The sequence below is a fragment of the Corallococcus sp. AB045 genome (genome assembly GCF_003668895.1).
Taxonomy (GTDB): Bacteria; Myxococcota; Myxococcia; order Myxococcales; family Myxococcaceae; genus Corallococcus; species Corallococcus coralloides.
In genome coordinates this window covers 1-16,677 of the sequence record NZ_RAWN01000058.1, presented here as the reverse complement: position 1 = coordinate 16,677, position 16,677 = coordinate 1, and the positions used below count along the sequence as shown (strand labels likewise).

Annotated in this window: 14 protein-coding genes and 1 pseudogene; 7 read left to right on the top strand and 8 right to left on the bottom strand. The window is 67.1% G+C overall.

Going from position 1 to position 16,677, the window contains the following annotated elements:
• Positions 1 to 43: 43 nt before the first annotated feature.
• Positions 44 to 970: a hypothetical protein gene (locus D7Y21_RS16220; RefSeq protein ID WP_121714225.1), complete on the top strand. Its 927-nt coding sequence runs from the start codon at positions 44 to 46 to the stop codon at positions 968 to 970.
• A 35-nt stretch (positions 971 to 1,005) separates the two neighbouring features.
• Here D7Y21_RS16220 and D7Y21_RS16215 read toward each other — a convergent pair whose 3' ends face one another.
• The 3 genes from D7Y21_RS16215 to D7Y21_RS42730 all read right to left on the bottom strand — a co-directional run bounded on the left by D7Y21_RS16215 (position 1,006) and on the right by D7Y21_RS42730 (position 2,555).
• Positions 1,006 to 1,293 (bottom strand): hypothetical protein, encoded by a 288-nt coding sequence (locus D7Y21_RS16215; protein ID WP_147469300.1) that lies wholly within the window; start codon positions 1,291 to 1,293, stop codon positions 1,006 to 1,008.
• A gap of 276 nt (positions 1,294 to 1,569) precedes the next feature.
• Positions 1,570 to 1,962: a hypothetical protein gene (locus D7Y21_RS16210; RefSeq protein ID WP_121714223.1), complete on the bottom strand. Its 393-nt coding sequence runs from the start codon at positions 1,960 to 1,962 to the stop codon at positions 1,570 to 1,572.
• Positions 1,963 to 2,366: 404 nt separating this feature from the next.
• Positions 2,367 to 2,555 (bottom strand): hypothetical protein, encoded by a 189-nt coding sequence (locus tag D7Y21_RS42730; RefSeq protein WP_121714221.1) that lies wholly within the window; start codon positions 2,553 to 2,555, stop codon positions 2,367 to 2,369.
• 133 nt (positions 2,556 to 2,688) lie between these two features.
• Here D7Y21_RS42730 and D7Y21_RS43655 point away from each other — a divergent pair.
• The 3 genes and pseudogenes from D7Y21_RS43655 to D7Y21_RS16185 all read left to right on the top strand — a co-directional run.
• Positions 2,689 to 2,907: pseudogene (locus D7Y21_RS43655) on the top strand (Ig-like domain-containing protein); the annotation flags it as partial.
• A 250-nt stretch (positions 2,908 to 3,157) separates the two neighbouring features.
• Positions 3,158 to 4,381, top strand: a complete 1,224-nt coding sequence (locus tag D7Y21_RS42725) for an RICIN domain-containing protein (RefSeq protein WP_121714219.1) — start codon at positions 3,158 to 3,160, stop codon at positions 4,379 to 4,381.
• A 571-nt stretch (positions 4,382 to 4,952) separates the two neighbouring features.
• Positions 4,953 to 7,241 carry a kelch motif-containing protein gene (locus D7Y21_RS16185; protein ID WP_121714267.1) on the top strand — a complete coding sequence of 763 codons (2,289 nt, stop codon included), beginning with the start codon at positions 4,953 to 4,955 and terminating at the stop codon, positions 7,239 to 7,241.
• A gap of 91 nt (positions 7,242 to 7,332) precedes the next feature.
• Here the strand turns inward: D7Y21_RS16185 and D7Y21_RS16180 are convergent, their stop codons facing one another.
• Positions 7,333 to 9,084: a serine/threonine-protein kinase gene (locus D7Y21_RS16180; RefSeq protein ID WP_121714217.1), complete on the bottom strand. Its 1,752-nt coding sequence runs from the start codon at positions 9,082 to 9,084 to the stop codon at positions 7,333 to 7,335.
• A gap of 124 nt (positions 9,085 to 9,208) precedes the next feature.
• Between D7Y21_RS16180 and D7Y21_RS16175 the strand changes: the two genes are divergently transcribed.
• The 3 genes from D7Y21_RS16175 (at position 9,209) to D7Y21_RS16165 (ending at position 12,502) form a co-directional block, all read left to right on the top strand.
• Positions 9,209 to 11,170, top strand: a complete 1,962-nt coding sequence (locus D7Y21_RS16175) for an ABC-F family ATP-binding cassette domain-containing protein (RefSeq protein WP_121714215.1) — start codon at positions 9,209 to 9,211, stop codon at positions 11,168 to 11,170.
• Between the two features lie 68 nt (positions 11,171 to 11,238).
• The gene (locus D7Y21_RS16170; protein ID WP_120567023.1) at positions 11,239 to 11,976 is read left to right on the top strand and encodes a phospholipase D-like domain-containing protein; all 738 of its coding nucleotides are present in this window, start codon (positions 11,239 to 11,241) and stop codon (positions 11,974 to 11,976) included.
• 7 nt (positions 11,977 to 11,983) lie between these two features.
• Positions 11,984 to 12,502, top strand: coding sequence for a hypothetical protein (locus D7Y21_RS16165; protein ID WP_120567022.1), 519 nt, complete (start codon positions 11,984 to 11,986; stop codon positions 12,500 to 12,502).
• A 5-nt stretch (positions 12,503 to 12,507) separates the two neighbouring features.
• Here D7Y21_RS16165 and gspC read toward each other — a convergent pair whose 3' ends face one another.
• The 4 genes from gspC to D7Y21_RS16145 all read right to left on the bottom strand — a co-directional run bounded on the left by gspC (position 12,508) and on the right by D7Y21_RS16145 (position 16,532).
• Positions 12,508 to 13,383 (bottom strand): type II secretion system protein GspC, encoded by an 876-nt coding sequence (gspC, locus tag D7Y21_RS16160; RefSeq protein WP_147469299.1) that lies wholly within the window; start codon positions 13,381 to 13,383, stop codon positions 12,508 to 12,510.
• A 162-nt stretch (positions 13,384 to 13,545) separates the two neighbouring features.
• Positions 13,546 to 15,072 carry a M35 family metallo-endopeptidase gene (locus D7Y21_RS16155; RefSeq protein ID WP_121714211.1) on the bottom strand — a complete coding sequence of 509 codons (1,527 nt, stop codon included), beginning with the start codon at positions 15,070 to 15,072 and terminating at the stop codon, positions 13,546 to 13,548.
• A gap of 259 nt (positions 15,073 to 15,331) precedes the next feature.
• On the bottom strand, positions 15,332 to 15,787 hold the full coding sequence (locus tag D7Y21_RS16150; RefSeq protein ID WP_147469298.1) for a DUF4265 domain-containing protein: 456 nt from the start codon (positions 15,785 to 15,787) through the stop codon (positions 15,332 to 15,334).
• Between the two features lie 43 nt (positions 15,788 to 15,830).
• Positions 15,831 to 16,532 carry a zf-TFIIB domain-containing protein gene (locus D7Y21_RS16145; protein ID WP_147443427.1) on the bottom strand — a complete coding sequence of 234 codons (702 nt, stop codon included), beginning with the start codon at positions 16,530 to 16,532 and terminating at the stop codon, positions 15,831 to 15,833.
• Between the last annotated feature and the right edge of the window lie 145 nt (positions 16,533 to 16,677).

Sequence of the window (16,677 nt, the reverse complement as noted above, 5' to 3'; positions counted from 1 at the left end):
GATCCCCGCTCTTCCGGCTCCGGTCCGTAGTAGGAACGCTTCGATGTCCGAACTCGACGACGCCGCGCTCCTGGAACTGCTGGACCTGACCTTCGACGCGCTCTGTGCCTCCCGCGTCTCGGACTGGGTGGACCCCGACCGGGTCCTCGCCGCGGTCGACCTCGCGCTGACGCCCGCGCGGGTGATGGACTGGCACGCACGGTTGGTGGTCCCCATGCGCACGCGCCTTCTCGCGCGCGCGGCGAAGAGCCGCACCCGGCTGGGCGCATGGCTCCCCGCCGAGGCCACCGCGTCCCTGAAGGCGCTCCTGGGCCAGCCGGTGCATCTGCCTCGCAAGGCCATCGACGAGATGGTGGCGTCCGAGCAGGTGCGGGAGACCGTGCGCACCACGCTCCAGGAGACCCTGTCGTCCCTGGTGAGCAAGGTCATCGCGGGTGCTCCCGGGGCGGGTAGCGGTGGGCTGCGGGATGCGCTGAGTTGGGGCGCGCGAGCGGCGGCCTCGGCGGGCAAGGGAATCCTGGGAGGCCTGGGCGGCAGCTTGCAGGACCGCGTGCGCGAGGTCATCGACGGCTCCATGGCCCTGGTGCAGCGGCGGATCGCCGAGCGGCTCGCCAGCGAGGAGACCGCCCGGTCCCTGGGGGCCCAGCGCCAGAAGGTCTTCCTGTCCACCCTGGAGAAGACGGAGGCGGACGCCGCGCAGGCGCTGAACCGGGTACCCCACGAGCAGCTCGATTCGCTGACACCCCATGTGATTGCCCACAACCTCGCGCGTCCCGAGGTGCGCGAGGGGTTGAAGGCCGAGCTCCACGCCGTCCTGGAGGACCTGTCACGGCACACCGTGGGGGAGCTGCTCGATCAGGCCGGGCTGCGGGACGCGACACGCCAGTGGCTGCATGCGCACGGTCTGCCCTTCGCGCGCAGCCTGGCACGCTCCGCACCCTTCAGCGCATGGGCCCGGCCCGCGGGGTGAGCAGGCCAGGCCGATGCGCCGCGAAACGACAGGCTTCAGAAGTAATAGGTGTAGCGGATGTAGAGCTTGTAGTTGATGGCCACGATTTCACAGCTGTCCATCTTCGCGAAGCTGCTGTGATTCTTGACCATGTGGGCCTCCGCGATCTTCCGTTGCTCTGAGTTGCAGGACACGCCGCCCTCTCCGTCGGCCTTCACCTCGAACTCGTCGGCCATGGCGCCCTGGGCCTGGACCGTGCGCTCGTCGCCTGTCGTTGCTTCCGAATCGACGCCGCCACAACCGAGCATCAGTCCGCCGGCCAGAAGTCCCACGATGATCCGCATGTGCATTTGTCTTCCTGGGTAGAGGTTGGTCTTACGTCGCAATGACGCAGGCACGAAGCAAAGCAGGCTTCATGCCAGTCATCGCGGAGTCCAGCGTTCCCAGGGATTCCAGAGTGCGGGCCGGACGTGGCGATTGTGATTCGTGAATGGAGATGTGTCGATTCACGTCACAGGGCCCTGCCTGCTTGTAGCGCTTCACGCCATAGGCAAATATTTACACTGTCGGTGACTTCGCCTGTCTCGCCGCGTGAGGGCCCGCGCCCGGATGCAGCCCGGCTAGTAATTGAGCCAGCGGTAGCCCGTGGTCGCCGAGCCCGAGCACAGCAGGGAGTTCGGCGTGTGGCTCGTGGCGTTGCAGCAGTCCTTCGTTGCGTTCGGGGTCGTGCACGGCTTGTTCACGTACAGGCTGCATGACAGCAGGCCGCCGCACGATGACGGACACGCGGTCGACACGCCGTCGCACGTCACGCCCTGGTTGTCCGTAGACGTGCAGGTGGTCCCCGTACAGGAGACAGAGGTCCCCCCTGCGCAGGTCGCCGTACAGGTGCCAAACTGGGACACCGTCCGCGCATCGGCCTCGGGGGCCATCGTGTCGTCAAGGGCCGGGCCTCCGCACCCGACGAGGGAAAGGCCGACCAACGTCACCAGCGCAGCAAGGGAAAGCTTCATGGGAAACCCCTGGAGGTCCTTCGAGTGGACCTCAATCCCAACCGTTTCCTCGCTCCAGGTCTAGACCCAAATCGTTGGCCCGTGCCTGACGCGCGTGCCCTCGCAATGGGCACGGAGGTCAGCGTTGAGGGCGCCACCACAGGCTCTTCAGTTCAGCGACCTCGCAGGCCTGCCGGGCTTCCTCGGTGAAGCAGTAGAAGGTCAGCTCCGGCACACAGAAAACGGGTGGGAAGCCCCCGTCGGCTGGCGGAGCACCAGGGGCAGGGCTTCGTCCTGACCCAGGACGGATTCACCGGATTGATGAAATGGCACTCCCTTCACGAGGGTGCGCTCACGGTCCAGACAAGGGGTTTCTTCCAGCAAATGGAGGATGACGAAGTCCTCGTTCTTCATCGAGGGGTCCGTCACCGGGTACCAGCGTTCTCCAGGTTGCCCACGAACTCGACGACCTCGGGTGCCCCTTGCTCTCGCTGGTAGTCGATGGAGGGCTCGTGGAACGTCACGTACTCGAAGCCGTCGAAGTCGATGATCTCGGCATCATGGACCCCATCCTCCGTGATGTGAGTGACGTCCGGCAGCAGTTCATGAATCATGCGGTGTTCGACTCCGAGTCCTGGGGGCCTACTCGAACACGCCGATGCCCGGGTCGTTGCCCCCGGTCTTCACGGGCTTCGCGGGCCGGGGCGGCGGCGCGGCGCGCACCGGCTCCAACCGCACGTTCACGCGTTGCTCCGCCGTGTCCGCGAGCCGGCTGTAGTCCAGGGGATCACCTCGCCCTCGGCGGGTGCCACGGTCCGTTCGACCGTGCAGGTCCAGGCCACCGCCACCGATGACACGCAGATCGTCCGGGTCGAGCTCTACGTAGACGGTGCGTTGATTGGAACGGACTCCTCCTCGCCCTACGGGATCTCCTGGAGTCCGAACTCGGTGGCTATTGGCAGCCACACGTTGACGGTCAAGGCATATGACTCCTATGGCAACGTGGGGACCTCGCCCGCGGCGGGGGGGACGGTGGCCCGCGACGTCACCGCGCCCACGGTCTCGGCGAGTTCACCGGCGGAGGGCGCCACCGTCAGCTCCTATGCCTTCTTCGCGGCGAACGCCGCCGATGATGATGTCATCTCCAGGGTGGATTACTTCCTCGATGGACAGTTGCTGGGGTCGGGTGGCAACAGCACAGGGAGTACGATGAGGCATGCACTCTCCCAAATGGCTCCTCCTGGCCGCCCTGGCATTCGCTTGCGTCGCCTCCGCAGCCAGCCCCGTTCCCACCTACCAGACCCAGACCCTCGAGGGCTGGACGGTTCGCATCGATGACCGCCTGCTGACACCGGCGAACAAGCCCGCGACGAACAAGGCCCTGGTGCTCCTGGCGGCGCAGCTCAAGGATGTCGTCCGGATCGTCCCCGCGGGCCCCGTGGCTCAGCTCCGCAAGGTGACGCTGTGGCTGTCGCCGCCCTATCCCAACGAGGAGCCGAGGGCGACGTACCATCTTTCCGAATCCTGGATGCGCCAGAATGGTCGCAACCTGGCGATGTTGAAGAGCGTCGAGTTCTCGAACGTCTCCATCTTCGAGAAGGAGTTCAAGCGGATGCCCGTGCTCGTGCTCCACGAGCTCAGCCACGCCTATCATGACCAGGTGCTCGGCTGGGAGCACGCCGGCCTCGCGGCTGTCTATGCGCGCGCAATGGCAAGCAGGAGCTACGACTGCGTGGAGCGCTGGCGTGCGCCCGAGCTGCACAGCACGTTCGAGCGTGCCTATGCCATGACCGACGTGGGGGAGTACTTCGCGGAGAACTCGGAAGCGTTCTTCGGCCGCAACGACTTCTATCCCTCTACGCGTGAAGAGCTGGGCAAGCACGACCCGGGCATGCTCGCGCTGCTCCAGCAGGTGTGGCAGGTGACGCCGACCACGACCACGACACCCATCCCGCCGCCGGTGCCCGCCGCCTTCGATGCCCGCTGCTACTACCGGTTGACGACCCTGTGGCAGGGCGAGGGCATGTCGCTGGACATCCTCTATGACGGCAAGGCCAACAACGTGCCCATCCTCGCCAGGACGGGCGACTACGATGGGCAGCGATGGAAGCTGACGCCGGAGGCCAACGGCTTCTACCGACTGACGACCCAGTGGCGTGGGACCAGCCTGTCCCTGGCCAACGCCGCCGGCAATCGCCCCCTCCTCGTCAAATCGGCGGATGTTCCGGAGCAGCGATGGAAGCTGATTCCGGAGCCCAACGGCATCTACCGGCTGACGACCCAGGCGCAGGGCGACGCGCTGTCACTGGACATCGTCAATGACAGCATCGCCAACAACATCCCCATCCTCGCCAAGACAGGCTGCAATGACTCGGGGCAGCTGTGGAAGGTGACCACCGTCCCCGTGCCCCCTGAGCATCGAGTGGAGGATTCGCCGTGAGCCAGGAGCGGCAGGAGGTTCTCGTCGGCGCCATCAAGGCGGAAGCAAAACCCCAAGCAGGTCGCGCTGTTACCGGCTAACGCCTTGAACTCACAGCAGGGGCGGAGCCGGGGCTGGAGGAGGAGAGCCCCGCCATTGCCGCGACGGTGGAGGAGCCGAGGATGGAGCGCACACCCCGTTTGGACTGGGCGGGGCTGCTGAAAAGGACGTTCGCCCTGGACGTGTTCGCATGATTGAGGAGTGGAGGCAGGCTTGAGGGTGTTGGCGTACGTGAAGGGAGCAGGAGGCGTGCGGCTCATTGGCTCCCCGTCAGCATCCCTCACCTCCCGCGCTGCTCCCGCCCGCTACGCCCAAGCGGGCTCCTGTCCTTCTATGCTCACCGTCGTCCTGTAGATGACGGCGAGCCGCCTGCCCGGGTCATGGACGGTGATGCCTGCCATCCTGGATGTTCGTCTTCATCGCCAGCAGGATGGGCACTCGCCGGTGGGGTGTTCTCGCGCCCTGCTCGAAGTCCTCTCATCCGCTGCGACTGCTTCGCGAGGCTCACACTCGCGGCAAGAGGGGGACGTTCATGAAAAGAGCAGGCATTCAGCTGGTGCTGGCGCTCGCGGCGGCGCTGTTCGCGGGCTGTGGAGTCACGTCCGGGGACACGGGGACGGCGCGGTTCGCCGTATCGGTGCCCCAATCCCTCTCTTCTACCATCGCCCGCGTCGCGGTCGCCTCGGGCGGGCCGGACATCCGCACCGTCTGGGTGGACCTGGCGCCCACGAATGGCGTGTGGGGCGGCACCATCGGCAACATCCCCGCGGGCACCGGCCGTGCCTTCGCCGCGCGCGCCTATGACACCTCCGGCGCCTTGCTCTTCTCTGGCTCCGCCGACGGCGTCTCCATCCTCGCCAACCAGACGACCCTCGTCGCCATCACCCTCCAGCAAATCAACCCACCGCCGCCCTTCGAGAACGGGGCCCCCATCATCGACTTCGTCGCGGCCTCCCCCAGCACTGTGGCGGCCGGTGGCACCGTCTCCCTCTCCGCCTCCGCGCATGACCCGAACCCCGATGACACGCTCGGCTACGCGTGGAGCGCCACCGCGGGCACCTTCTCCTCGACCTCCGAGCGCTTCACCTCGTGGACGGCGCCGGCCTCCGCCGGGATTCAAACGCTGACACTCACGGTGACCGACTCACGTGGCCTGGCCTCCAGCGCCCTGCTGGTCGTCAACGTTCTGCCCGAGGGCGAGGGTGAGGCTGAGCTGTCCATCTCCTTCAACAGTACCCCTGAAGTGACCTTGCTCGTGGCCTCGCCCACGCAGCTCGTCGTCGGGCAGCCGACGTCGGTGTCCGTCACGGCTTCGGATTCAGACGGGGACAGCCTCGCCTACTCCTGGAGCGCCTCGTGCGCAGGCACCTGGAGCAACGCAAGCTCCAGCATCGCTCGATTCACGCCCTCACTCGCGCCGGCCGAGGCCTGCAACAACTGCCGGCTGAGCATCTCCGTGTCCGACGGGCACGGAGGGCACAACACGGGCACCGTCGCCCTGTGTGTCAGCAACACGCCCCCCGTCCAGCACCTCTCGCCCGTCATCCTCCGCTCCTACCGTTCCTCGGACACCGCCAATCCCAGCGATGTGCTCACCTACGAGGTGGCCGCCAGCGACCCGCAGGGCTCCGCGCTCACCTTCTCCTGGGAGACCACTGCCGGGGCGTTGGGCACGCCGACCGGCGACTCCACGCACAGCCGCATCACCTGGAGGGCCCCGTCTTGCGCCATCGCCGGCACGCCCCCTGTCGTGACCGTCACCGTCACGAATGCCTTCGGCCTCACTGCCACGCGAAGCTTCGAGGTGATGGGGCTTCCGGCGTGTTCCTTCACGGGTTGGACGACGACCGGCCCCATGGTCACGGGTCGTTGGCTGCACACGGCGACGCTCCTGCTCAACGGCAGGGTGCTCGCCGCGGGAGGAATGGGGTTCAACCTGCTCGAGACCGCGGAGTTGTACGACCCGGCGACCGACACCTGGTCCGCGACCGGTTCCCTGAACTCCGGTCGTGAAAGTCACACGGCGACACTGCTGCCGGACGGCAGGGTGCTCGTCGCGGGGGGAGCTGGCGGCAACTTTCTTGCGAGCGCGGAGGTGTATGACCCGGCGACCGGTATCTGGAGCATGACCGGTGACATGGCTTCACCTCGCTACATGCACACGGCGACACGGCTGCTCGACGGCAAGGTTCTCGTCGTCGGGGGAACCAGCGGAATAGGTGAACTCGCGACGGCGGAGCTCTACGACCCGTCCTCGGGCACCTGGAGCATGACGGGCGCCATGGCCCAACAGCGCTTCGTGCACACGGCGACGCTCCTGCTCGACGGCAAGGTGCTCGTCACGGGAGGGCGCAACGGGACGGACACTCTCGCGACAGCGGAGCTCTATGACCCATCCTCGGGCACCTGGAGCACGACAGGCACCATGAGCGAACCTCGCGCCTACCATCGGGCGACACTCCTGCCCGACGGCAGGGTGCTCGTCACCGGCGGAGTCAGCGACGACGCCCTCATGACCGCGGAGGTGTATGACCCGGCCTCGGGGACGTGGAGCGCGGCGGGCGTCATGACCCAACGCCGCCTTGCTCACACCGCGACCCTCCTGCCCGACGGCAAGGTGCTCATCGCGGGAGGCAGTGACAGCAGCATCGAGCTGGCGACGGCGGAGCTTTACGACCCGGTCGCCGGCACTTGGAGTCCGACGGCCACCATGGCCTCTGCTCGCGCGTGGCACACGGCGACGCTGCTGCCCAACGGCAAGGTGCTCGCCGCGGGGGTGGGCATTGGCGAGACCACGACGGCGGAGTTGTACACACCCTGAGCTGAGAACCGAGGCCATCATCACCTCGCTGGCGTCCATCACGAGGCCCACGCGAGATGTACCTGGGAGCGGCGGCAATCGAACCCGCGGGCTACTCGAACACGCCGATGCCCGGGTCGTTGCCCCCGGACTTCACGGGCTTCGTGGGCCGGGGCGGCTGCGCGGCGCGCACCGGCTCCAGCCGCACGCTCACGCGCTGCTCCGCCGTGTCCGCGAGCCGGCTGTAATCCAGGGTCTTCTCCAGGTCCTGATGCCCGGCGAGCTTGAAGCGCAGCTCGGTGGCCCTGGAGCGCGGCATCAGCAGCCGGGTGGGCGTGGTGCCGATCTGCGCATCACCATCGAAGATGGCCGCGCCAGACGGCGAGGAGGTGAACTCCACCGTCACATCCTGCGGCAGCGCCGCCGGAGGAGGCGTCGTCGGCGGCTCCTGCACCCGCGTGGGCGGCGCGTCCACGGGTGCCTTCGGAGACGTCATCCCCACGGGGGCCTGCGGCGTCTCGCCACCCCCACGCGCCATCACCACCGCCACGCCCGCGCCAATCAGCAGCAGCGGCACGCCGATGAGCGCCGCCTTCACGCCCCCGGACATGCCCTTGGGCGGCGGCGGGAGCTCCGGCTCCTGCTCCACGGCACGAGGGGCAGGGGGACGGGGCCTGCTCGAGGCCACGGGCGCCGGGCTGTTCCCGTTGGACGTCGCCCGCGGAGCCGCCGCCTGCGCTCCCGCCGACGTGCCGCCCCGAGGCGGAGCCATGCCCACGCGCGACCCCGTCTTGCCCGTGGCCGGCGCACGGCCCGCGCGGCTGCCAGAGCCCAGCCGGCTGCCCGAACCGGCGCGGCTCCCCGAGCCCGCGCGGCTGCGGCTGCCCGTGCCCCGCTCGGCGCCGGGCGTGCCGCCCGTGGGGTGCGCGTCCAGTTCCTCGGGGGACAGGCCCTCCACCGCGTCCAGCAGCGAGTCGATGAACTCCTGCGCGTTCTGGTACCGGTCCTCCTTCTCCGGCGCGAGCGCCTTGGTGAAGAAGGCATCCAGCTCCGGCGGCACCGGCGCGCCCTGGCGCTTGCTGTTCACCGGAGGCACGGGCTGCGTCAGCGACGCCGTCAGCGCCTTGCGCACCGTGTTCGCGCCGTAGGGCGAGCTGCCCGTGAGGCAGAAGTAGAGCACGCCCGCCATCGAGTAGAGGTCGGAGCGCTGGTCCACGGACTCGCCGCCGGCCTGCTCGGGCGGCATGTACTGCGGGGTGCCCAGCACCTGGCCCGTGGAGGTGAGCTGCTCCTCCTCGTCCTGCTCCAGGGCCTTCACCAGACCGAAGTCCAGCACCTTGACGAAGTCCTTCCCGTCGAGCGCCTGGACCATGATGTTGTGCGGCTTCAGGTCGCGGTGGACGCAACCCTCGTCGTGCGCGTGCGCCAGTCCCAGCGTGGCCTGCTCCAGCAGGTTCACCGCGCGGCGCAGCGTCATGGGCCCTTCGCGCTTCACCAGCTCCTTGAGGCTCTCCCCCTTGAGGAGCTCCATCACGTAGTAGCAGGTGCCGTCCGCCGCCCGGCCGAAGTCGAAGATGGTGATGACGTTCGGGTGGCGCAGCCGGCTGGCGATCTCCGCCTCTCGGCGGAAGCGCTCGAAGAACTGGGGCGCCGCGGCGAGCGACGGGTTGAGCGTCTTCACCGCCACCGGGCGCTGCACGGACGTCTGCGTGGCCCGGAACACCATGCCCATGCCGCCCTGACCCAGGACGCTTTCAATCTTGTAGCGGCCGTCCAGCACCTGGCCCAGGAGCTGGAGGCTCTGCGCCGCGCACAGGTGATCTTGACCTTCGGTACTTCCGCAGTGGGGGCAGGGGGCGGCCATGGGTGCCGGGAGTATAGGCAAGCCCTGCCTTCCGCCCAACCGGGGAGATGTGCCCCCTGGGCAGTCAGGCAGGCATCAGAACCGTTCCCGAAGGGCTTGCCGGCTGTTATCTCCCCCCTCCGCCATGAGCCTCGTCATCGCCCAGGACATCAGCCTCGCCTACGGAAAGAAGGTCCTCTTCGACGAGGACAATTTCACCCTCGGTCCCAGGGACCGGGTGGGTCTGGTGGGGGCCAACGGGACGGGAAAGTCGTCCCTCATGAAGATCATCGCCGGGGCGAGCCAGCCGGACGGAGGCACCGTCCAGTACAGCCGCCGGGCCCGGGCGGGCTACCTGCCCCAGGAGATCGCCGGCCTGCCGGAGGGCACCGTCGTGGAGGCGGTCATGAGCACCGTCCCCGGCCGGGACTCGTTGGAGGTCCGGCTGAAGGACACGGAAGCGGCGCTCGCGGCCAGCACGGACGAGGAGGAGCAGTTGGAGCTGGCCCAGACGCTGGCGGACCTCCACGCGGAGCTGGACGACTTCGAGAACCGCTACGGCCGCCACCACGCCGAGCGCATCCTGAAGGGCCTGGGCTTCAAGGACGCGGACCTGTCCAAGCCCACCCAGGCGCTCTCCGGTGGTTGGCGCATGCGCGCGGCGCTCGCGGGCCTGTTGCTCCAGGACCCGGACCTGCTGCTCTTGGACGAGCCCACGAACCACCTGGACGTGCCCACGCTCGCGTGGTTCGACGGGTTCCTGCGCCGCTCCAACAAGGCGATGGTGCTCATCTCCCACGACCGCGACTTCCTCAACCGGCAGATCAACCGGGTGGTGTCGCTGGAGATGGAGGGCGTGCGCGAGTACGCCGGCAACTACGAGGACTACAAGCGCCAGCGCGCGGAGGAGATGGTGCTCCTGCAGGCGCGGGCGGAGAAGGTGGAGCAGCGCCGCGCGGAGCTGCAGGGCTTCATCGACCGGTTCGGCGCGAAGGCCACCAAGGCGAAGCAGGCGCAGAGCCGCGCGAAGATGCTGGCCAAGCTGGAGAAGGTCCAGGTCCTGGAAGAGCGCCAGACGATGAAGTTCCGCTTCCCGGAAGTGGAGCGCTCAGGCCGGGACGTGGTGTTGATGGAGGACATCACCAAGCGCTACGGCCCGCTCACCGTCTATGACGGGCTGAACGCGCGGCTGGAGCGGGGCCAGCGCATCGCCGTGGTGGGCGCGAACGGCGCGGGCAAGACGACGCTGCTCAAGATGGTGGCGGGGGAGCTGGCGCCGGACACCGGCAAGGTGTCGCTGGGGCACAACGTGGTGGTGGGCTATTACGCGCAGCACCACGCGGACAAGCTGGACCGCCGCAACACCATCATCGAGGAGGTGCGGCCCCTGGCGGCGGACAAGCCGGAGAGCTACGTGCGCGGCGTGCTGGGCGCGTTCCTCTTCAGCGGCGACGACGTGGACAAGCCCATTGGCGTGCTGAGCGGTGGCGAGCGCGCCCGCGTGGCGCTGGCGAAGCTGCTGCTGATTCCGTCCAACTTCCTGCTGATGGACGAGCCGACGAACCACCTGGACCTGGACTCGTCGGAGATGCTGATTGAGGCGCTGAAGCTGTACGGCGGCACGCTCCTGTTCGTGAGCCACAACCGCAGCTTCATCAACAACCTGTGCACGCACGTCTGGGAGGTAGCGGACGGCAAGCTCACGTCGCACGCGGGCAACCTGGACGAATACCTCTACCACCAGGAGCAGCTGCGCCTGCTGGCGGAGGGCGCGGACACGGGCGCGGCGAGCGGGAAGGGCGGGGCGGCGGGTGCGGGCCCGGTGTCGGAGAAGGACCGCAAGCGCCTGGAGGCGGAGGCCCGTCAGCGGCGCTCCGTGGTGGAGGGCCCCATCAAGAAGGAGATCGCGAAGCTGGAGGAGCGCATCGCGAAGGTGGAGGCCGAACAGAAGGAGCGCGAGACGCAGCTGGCGGACCCGGTGCTCTACAACGACTTCGCCAGGGCGAAGCCGCTGATGGACGCGCACCGCACGGGCAAGGAGGAGCTGGAGGACCTCTATGCCCGCTGGGAGGCCGCGCAGGAGAAGCTGGCGGCGGCGCAGGCCTGACGCGGGAGGGCTGGACAGGGGAGGGGCCTTGGAATCCAATCCAAGGCCGCCCGAAGTCCGGAGCCTCCATGTTCTTTGGCCGTTCCAACGAAAACCCGACGTTCATTCCACACAGCAAGATTTCAGCGGCGGTCCAGGACCTGATTGAAGGTGCCAAGCGCGAGCTGACGCTGGTGACACCCTATTTCAAGCCCTGGAATCACTTGCAGAATGCCATCCGTGGCCGGCTGAAGGAGCATGTCGCGGTCACGCTGGTCATCCGGGCGGATGAGCTCACCAAGACCTCGGCGCACCTCCAGCCGTTTGCTGCGGAGGGGGCCCGGATCATGAGTCTGGATCGACTGCATGCGAAGCTCTACATGAGCGAGAGGTGCGCCGTCCTGACATCCATGAACCTCCTGGAGACGTCCGCACTGAACAGCTGGGAATGTGCGTTGCAGATCTCCGCCGAGGACTCGCCCACGCTGTTCAAGCAGTTCGCGGAGCAGGTACTTGCTATTCGCAATGCCGCGAACCTTGTGCCGCCTTCGGCGCTCACCGGGGCGCCTTCCCCGGCTCCTGCGTCGCAGCCTGCTGCGAAACAAGAGCCCAACCTCATCCAGCACTTCGGCATCTGGAAGACCGACCTGAAGCCCGAGATGATCGAGGCGCGTCGTACCTATCCGCGTGCCTATGAGGGGTGGTCAGACGAGGAGTTGGGTGTCGTGAAGCTGCTCGGGCAGCGCGGAGAAGATGCCGAAACCATCGCCAAGCGATTGGGCCGCCAACCCAGCTCCATTGAGCGGAAACTGAAGGAACTGCTTTAGACCTGCCATGGCGCATATCAGCAGAGAGGTTGCGCGCAACCTCATTGTCGAGCTGGGGCTGCCTCAGGTCATCCTGGACATCTTCGAGGGCAATCCACCGGAGGACTGCAGCTACCGGTACGGCCGTCCGGATGAGTACTACCGGATGACCGAAGAGCATCAGGCTCACTACGGCGCGGACGCCGTGGTGCCGTTCATGGACAACAGCAACTTCGACGTTCTGTTCGCCTACGATCGACAGCGGCATGCATTTCTTCGCTTCTACGTGGAAGCGCCAGCAGAGGGCCTCGCCCGACCCTTGTGCTCATGGCAGCAGCTCATGGCTCAAGAGTTCATCCGTCACTACGAAAATGAAATGGACAACGCCCTCCTTCGTGATTTCGCGAAGCGGTTCGACTTCCATTTCGTAGAGGAGTTGATCGAACTGGGAGAGCGGGACTGCCGGGAGGACGACGAGAGGTGGCTCCCGGAGTGCGAAAAGTTTGTCGCCTGGGTTGGCGAACGAGGAGACAAGGCGCTGCTGTAGGCGGGTTATTGAACATCGAAGATCTTCCGGACCGGCGCTCCGCCACGCTCGATTTGCAGCTCGATGCGCCGGGCGTCCCGCAGCTTCGTGAAGGCCTCCAGCGCCTTGTCGGGGCTGTCCAGGTCCAGGCCGTTGATGCGCTGGAGCACGTCTCCGTTGCGCAGCCCCAGCCGTGAGTAGAACGACGCCTCGCGGATGGAGAACAGTTTGAAGCCCACGGGGCGGCCGTCCTTGAAGGCGGGCACCACCCGGGCCTGCATCGACAGCTCGTTCAGGTGCGTGAGCGCTTCGGTGACGTCCTCGCGCGGTACGGCGTAGGTGTCCGGGCCTGTCTCCCGGATGCCGCGGCCCAGGCCGGAGCCTCCGGGCTGCGCGGCCCCCGGATGGGCGTTCACCGCGACGGGCCCTGCGCTCCCGAATCCGTCGACGTATTCGAGCCGCCCGTCCACCAGCAGCAGGATGCGCTCCCGTTCAATGGCGAAGACCCGCGCCCCCTGGATGATGTCACTGACCATCAGGCTGTGCGCGCTGCCGGCCGGCAGCTCATGGATGGAGGCCATGGACCACCGGGGATCCTGCGCCACCAGGGTGCCCAGCAGCCGGATGCCCAGCGTGCTTCGGCGCAGGTCCGGCGGCGGCTCTGGAGGCAACGCCACGCTGGCGACGGACGAGAGTCCCGTCAGTTGGGCCAGACGCGTCCCATCCAGAGCCGTCGCGGGAGGGACGTTCGATGGCACCGGAGCCTCGGCCCAGGTGGCCCGGACGCCTGGCATCACGAAGGCACTGGTCACCTGGTTCACGATCAGCGCGGCCGTCAGGGCACACGAAAAGACAAGCAGGACGAACAGGCCCTGGACGGGCCGCTGCATTCCACGATTCACGGAAAGGCCTCCCTGTTTGGAACAGGGAGGCCTTGAGCAAGCCAGGGGCCAGCGGCTGCTCCAGAGGGAGCGCTGTTGGCGCTGAAGCCCGGTCAGGGACCTCGTGTCAGGGTCCGCGGTGCCAGGAATGACAACCCGTCATGACACGGTGTCCAGCGGTCCTCAGTGGTTGTAATAGAAGCTCGAGCCCCAGATGGAGGCGGTCCGGCTGGCGGGAGCCGTGCCCACCAGGCAGTGCGCGCCGTCATAACCGCCGATGACACAGTGGGGCGGAGGCGTGATGTAGAGGTTGTTCGCCCACTTGAACGGGCTCGAACCCCACGGCAGCGGCATGACGTAGCAGTTGGCCCCGTCGAACGTCGACGGCGCGGGGCATGCATTGCCGGGGCCGGGCGTCAGGTAGAGGTTCCCGGACCAGATGAAGTAGCTGGTGCTCCAGGACGGGTAGGGGAGGATGTAGCAGTTCGCCGTGTCCCAGCCGGAGGGCGCCGGGCAGAAGGTGCCGGGGACCGCGTTGACGTAGTAGGCGTTGTTGTGGACGAACGCCGTCAGCCCGGAGGGCACGTTCATCACGTGGCAGTTCGCCCCGTCCCAGCTCGCGGTGATGGGCGCGCCCGTGTGCGACGTGACGGTCGGCGCGCAGGGGTTGTAGGGGTTATAGGGCGTGGCTGCTGAGAAGAACGCGTACGAGTCGGCGTTGCGGGTGGCGCTGCTGGGATCGACGCTCGCGAGCGTCAGGTTGGCGGAGTAGCCGTACTGGATGTCATCCGTCTTCGCCACGACCCGGAAATGGCTGACTTCATGAATCAGGGTGTCTGCCTTGGAGCCCGGTCCAGTCATGGGCGCGGGCCAGAATCCGGAGCACAGGTGGATCTTGTATTCCTTCCGGGGCTTGACGTAGGCGTAGGCGTTGCTTTGGTTGCAGTCGCAGTAGAACTTGAACGTCTCGTTGTCCACGGCGTTCCGAATCTTCCGGAAGTTCTCACGGACGGTGCTGTAACGAGAGCTGTCGTAGGCGCCGAACCACTGGGTGTAGCGGGTCACCGGGTTCCCCGCCACCAGGTAGTCATAGGAGTCGTTCGCGTAGTTGAGGGCGTGCTGCCGGGCGTCAATCAGTGCGTTCTTCTGCGAGCTGCTGCACTGCTTCCACTTCTCGTTGCTGCCATTGACGATCTTGGTCTCCGGTTCGTCGTCCAGGTCGTCTGGATCCAGGGGCGGCTCGCGACCCTCGATGTCGAGGAAGACGACGTTGGAGACCGCCGTCCCCTTGCCCATTCGCGCGTCCAGGAGCTCGGTCTTGAACTGGACGGCGTAGGTGCCCGAGACGGAGAGGTCGTAGTTATCCCAGAGCGAGGCGATGCCCGAGATGCTCTCCCCCGGCTTCAGCGTGAGGTAATCGCTGTCCGCGGGCGCGTCGCGCCTGTAGAGCCGGCCGATGTACTCCACCGGCTTGCGCTCCAGGGCGACGGTGAGGATGTCCGCCTGGATGCCATCCATGGCAGGCGTCTGGTAGCCGAGGATTCGCACCGGCTCTTTCGATACGTTCGTGAATGTAACGGCGAGGTCGACGGGCGCGTCCGCCGGGAACTTCGTCACCTTGGACGCGAGCTTGATTTCAATGGCCTCCCCGGCGCTCGCGTGGAACGGAACCGACACGAGCGCTGCTACGATGAGACAAATCCACTTCATCCGGCTTCCCCCTGCTTGGGTTGATTGCCCGAGCAGGGTGCGACAGTCTGGCTGGATAATTCAATGTGACTAATGCGCTACTCGGGGCGTGGATTTGTAGCCGGAAAGGTTACAGCGAGCGGTTCATCCCGCCTCGGCGCTTCGTTCCTGAAGACCCTGACCCGTTGAACAGCCGGGCTACGTGCGCATCAACGGGGTGGAGGTCTACGAGAACGGGAGGCCTCCCGGTTTGAGCGGGAGTCCATGAGCAGTCACGTACTCAACCCCGCGACCACCAATCCAGTGGCTTCTTCGTGAGCGGGTCGTACGCATTCGCGAACATCCAGACCGCTCCCTCGATACGTGACACGGCCAGGTCGAAGAAGTCCGCGATGCGATCAAAGCCGATGGACGCGGGCATGGTGAAGATGAGCGACGTCACGGCGCCGCCATCCAGCTGGCCCCCGAGCTCCGCTGCTTCCCGTTGGAGGCGCGTCATCTCCGGGCCTTGATTCATTCCCTCTTTGGGAAAGAAGATCCAGGCGGAGAAGTTCCCGCCTCGCTTCAGGACCTTGAACGTGTCGAGCGCCTCGCCCGTCAGCTCGATTTCGTCGCCGGTCGCGAGTCCCTCCACTAGCCCTGGGGAGGACGTGATCCGATAGCGATTGGGCCCCAATTGTATCGCGGGCACGCGCTCCTTCATCGGGCGCTGATGGGGCGCGACGCGAACCGCCAATGAGATTCCAGGTTGTTGATCCACGGTGTCTTTCGCGATGTGGCTACTTGAAGATCTTCGACAGGAACCACACGACCGCGGACTCCGCGGCGCTGTTGTTCAGGTGCCGGGCGCGGCGGCCGTAGGTCTCGCTGGGCTGGGCCTTGGTCAGCTCATCCGTGTACGGCGCGGAGCCTTCCGGCGCGCAGCTTCCGCAGTACAGCCGCTCCTCCCAGACGAACCCGTAGCGCACGTCCATCCGCCGGCCACACGTCACGCAGGCCGGCTCGTCACCCACGCGCACCTTGGGCAACAGGCTCAGGCTTCGCTTGGGGTCGTACTCGTGCTCGAAGTCGGCGGCGACTGGCTGTGGCTCATGGCGGGCTTCCGGCTCCGCGGCCTTCTGGAGCCGGGCCAGCTCCTCCGCGTCCAGGGCCACGCCCCGGCACTTCGTGCAGACGTCCACCGTCACGTCCCGCAGCTCCACCGCGGGCAGCGGCGCGCTGCCGCACGTGGGGCAGGTGGGCGCCTGACGCCCGCAGGACGGACAGCCCGGGACGTACTGGAGCGAGGCCTCACAGCCCTTGCACTGCCCGGGCTTGCCCTTCGCCTGTTCGAAGACGGCCGTCAGCGTGGGCCCGCCGACGACGCGCGCCAGCATCTCCTCCTCGAACCAGGCGGCCCCGCAGGCGCCGCACTCGTCGCGCACCAGCCCCCGGGCGTAGGTGTTGCGCATCGTCGTCTGGCAGAAGGGGCACGCCTGCATGGCGCCCACAGCCTACCGGGTCTTCCCCGGAAACGGGATGCCGCGCGACTCACCCCGCGCGGCGGCGCTTCTCCTTCTTCGGCTTGGGCTCGGGCGTCTTCGGGGCCGGCGCGGGTTCGCGCAGCTCCTCCGGGACGGGGAGGGC

What these genes read in the sequence shown, in the direction of transcription:
- D7Y21_RS16220 (WP_121714225.1), top strand. Translation starts at nt 44, where the DNA reads ATGTCCGAACTCGACGACGCCGCGCTCCTGGAACTGCTGGACCTGACC.
- D7Y21_RS16215 (WP_147469300.1), bottom strand. Translation starts at nt 1,293, where the DNA reads ATGCGGATCATCGTGGGACTTCTGGCCGGCGGACTGATGCTCGGTTGT.
- D7Y21_RS16210 (WP_121714223.1), bottom strand. Translation starts at nt 1,962, where the DNA reads ATGAAGCTTTCCCTTGCTGCGCTGGTGACGTTGGTCGGCCTTTCCCTC.
- D7Y21_RS42730 (WP_121714221.1), bottom strand. Translation starts at nt 2,555, where the DNA reads ATGATTCATGAACTGCTGCCGGACGTCACTCACATCACGGAGGATGGG.
- D7Y21_RS42725 (WP_121714219.1), top strand. Translation starts at nt 3,158, where the DNA reads ATGCACTCTCCCAAATGGCTCCTCCTGGCCGCCCTGGCATTCGCTTGC.
- D7Y21_RS16185 (WP_121714267.1), top strand. Translation starts at nt 4,953, where the DNA reads ATGAAAAGAGCAGGCATTCAGCTGGTGCTGGCGCTCGCGGCGGCGCTG.
- D7Y21_RS16180 (WP_121714217.1), bottom strand. Translation starts at nt 9,084, where the DNA reads ATGGCCGCCCCCTGCCCCCACTGCGGAAGTACCGAAGGTCAAGATCAC.
- D7Y21_RS16175 (WP_121714215.1), top strand. Translation starts at nt 9,209, where the DNA reads ATGAGCCTCGTCATCGCCCAGGACATCAGCCTCGCCTACGGAAAGAAG.
- D7Y21_RS16170 (WP_120567023.1), top strand. Translation starts at nt 11,239, where the DNA reads ATGTTCTTTGGCCGTTCCAACGAAAACCCGACGTTCATTCCACACAGC.
- D7Y21_RS16165 (WP_120567022.1), top strand. Translation starts at nt 11,984, where the DNA reads ATGGCGCATATCAGCAGAGAGGTTGCGCGCAACCTCATTGTCGAGCTG.
- D7Y21_RS16155 (WP_121714211.1), bottom strand. Translation starts at nt 15,072, where the DNA reads ATGAAGTGGATTTGTCTCATCGTAGCAGCGCTCGTGTCGGTTCCGTTC.
- D7Y21_RS16145 (WP_147443427.1), bottom strand. Translation starts at nt 16,532, where the DNA reads ATGCAGGCGTGCCCCTTCTGCCAGACGACGATGCGCAACACCTACGCC.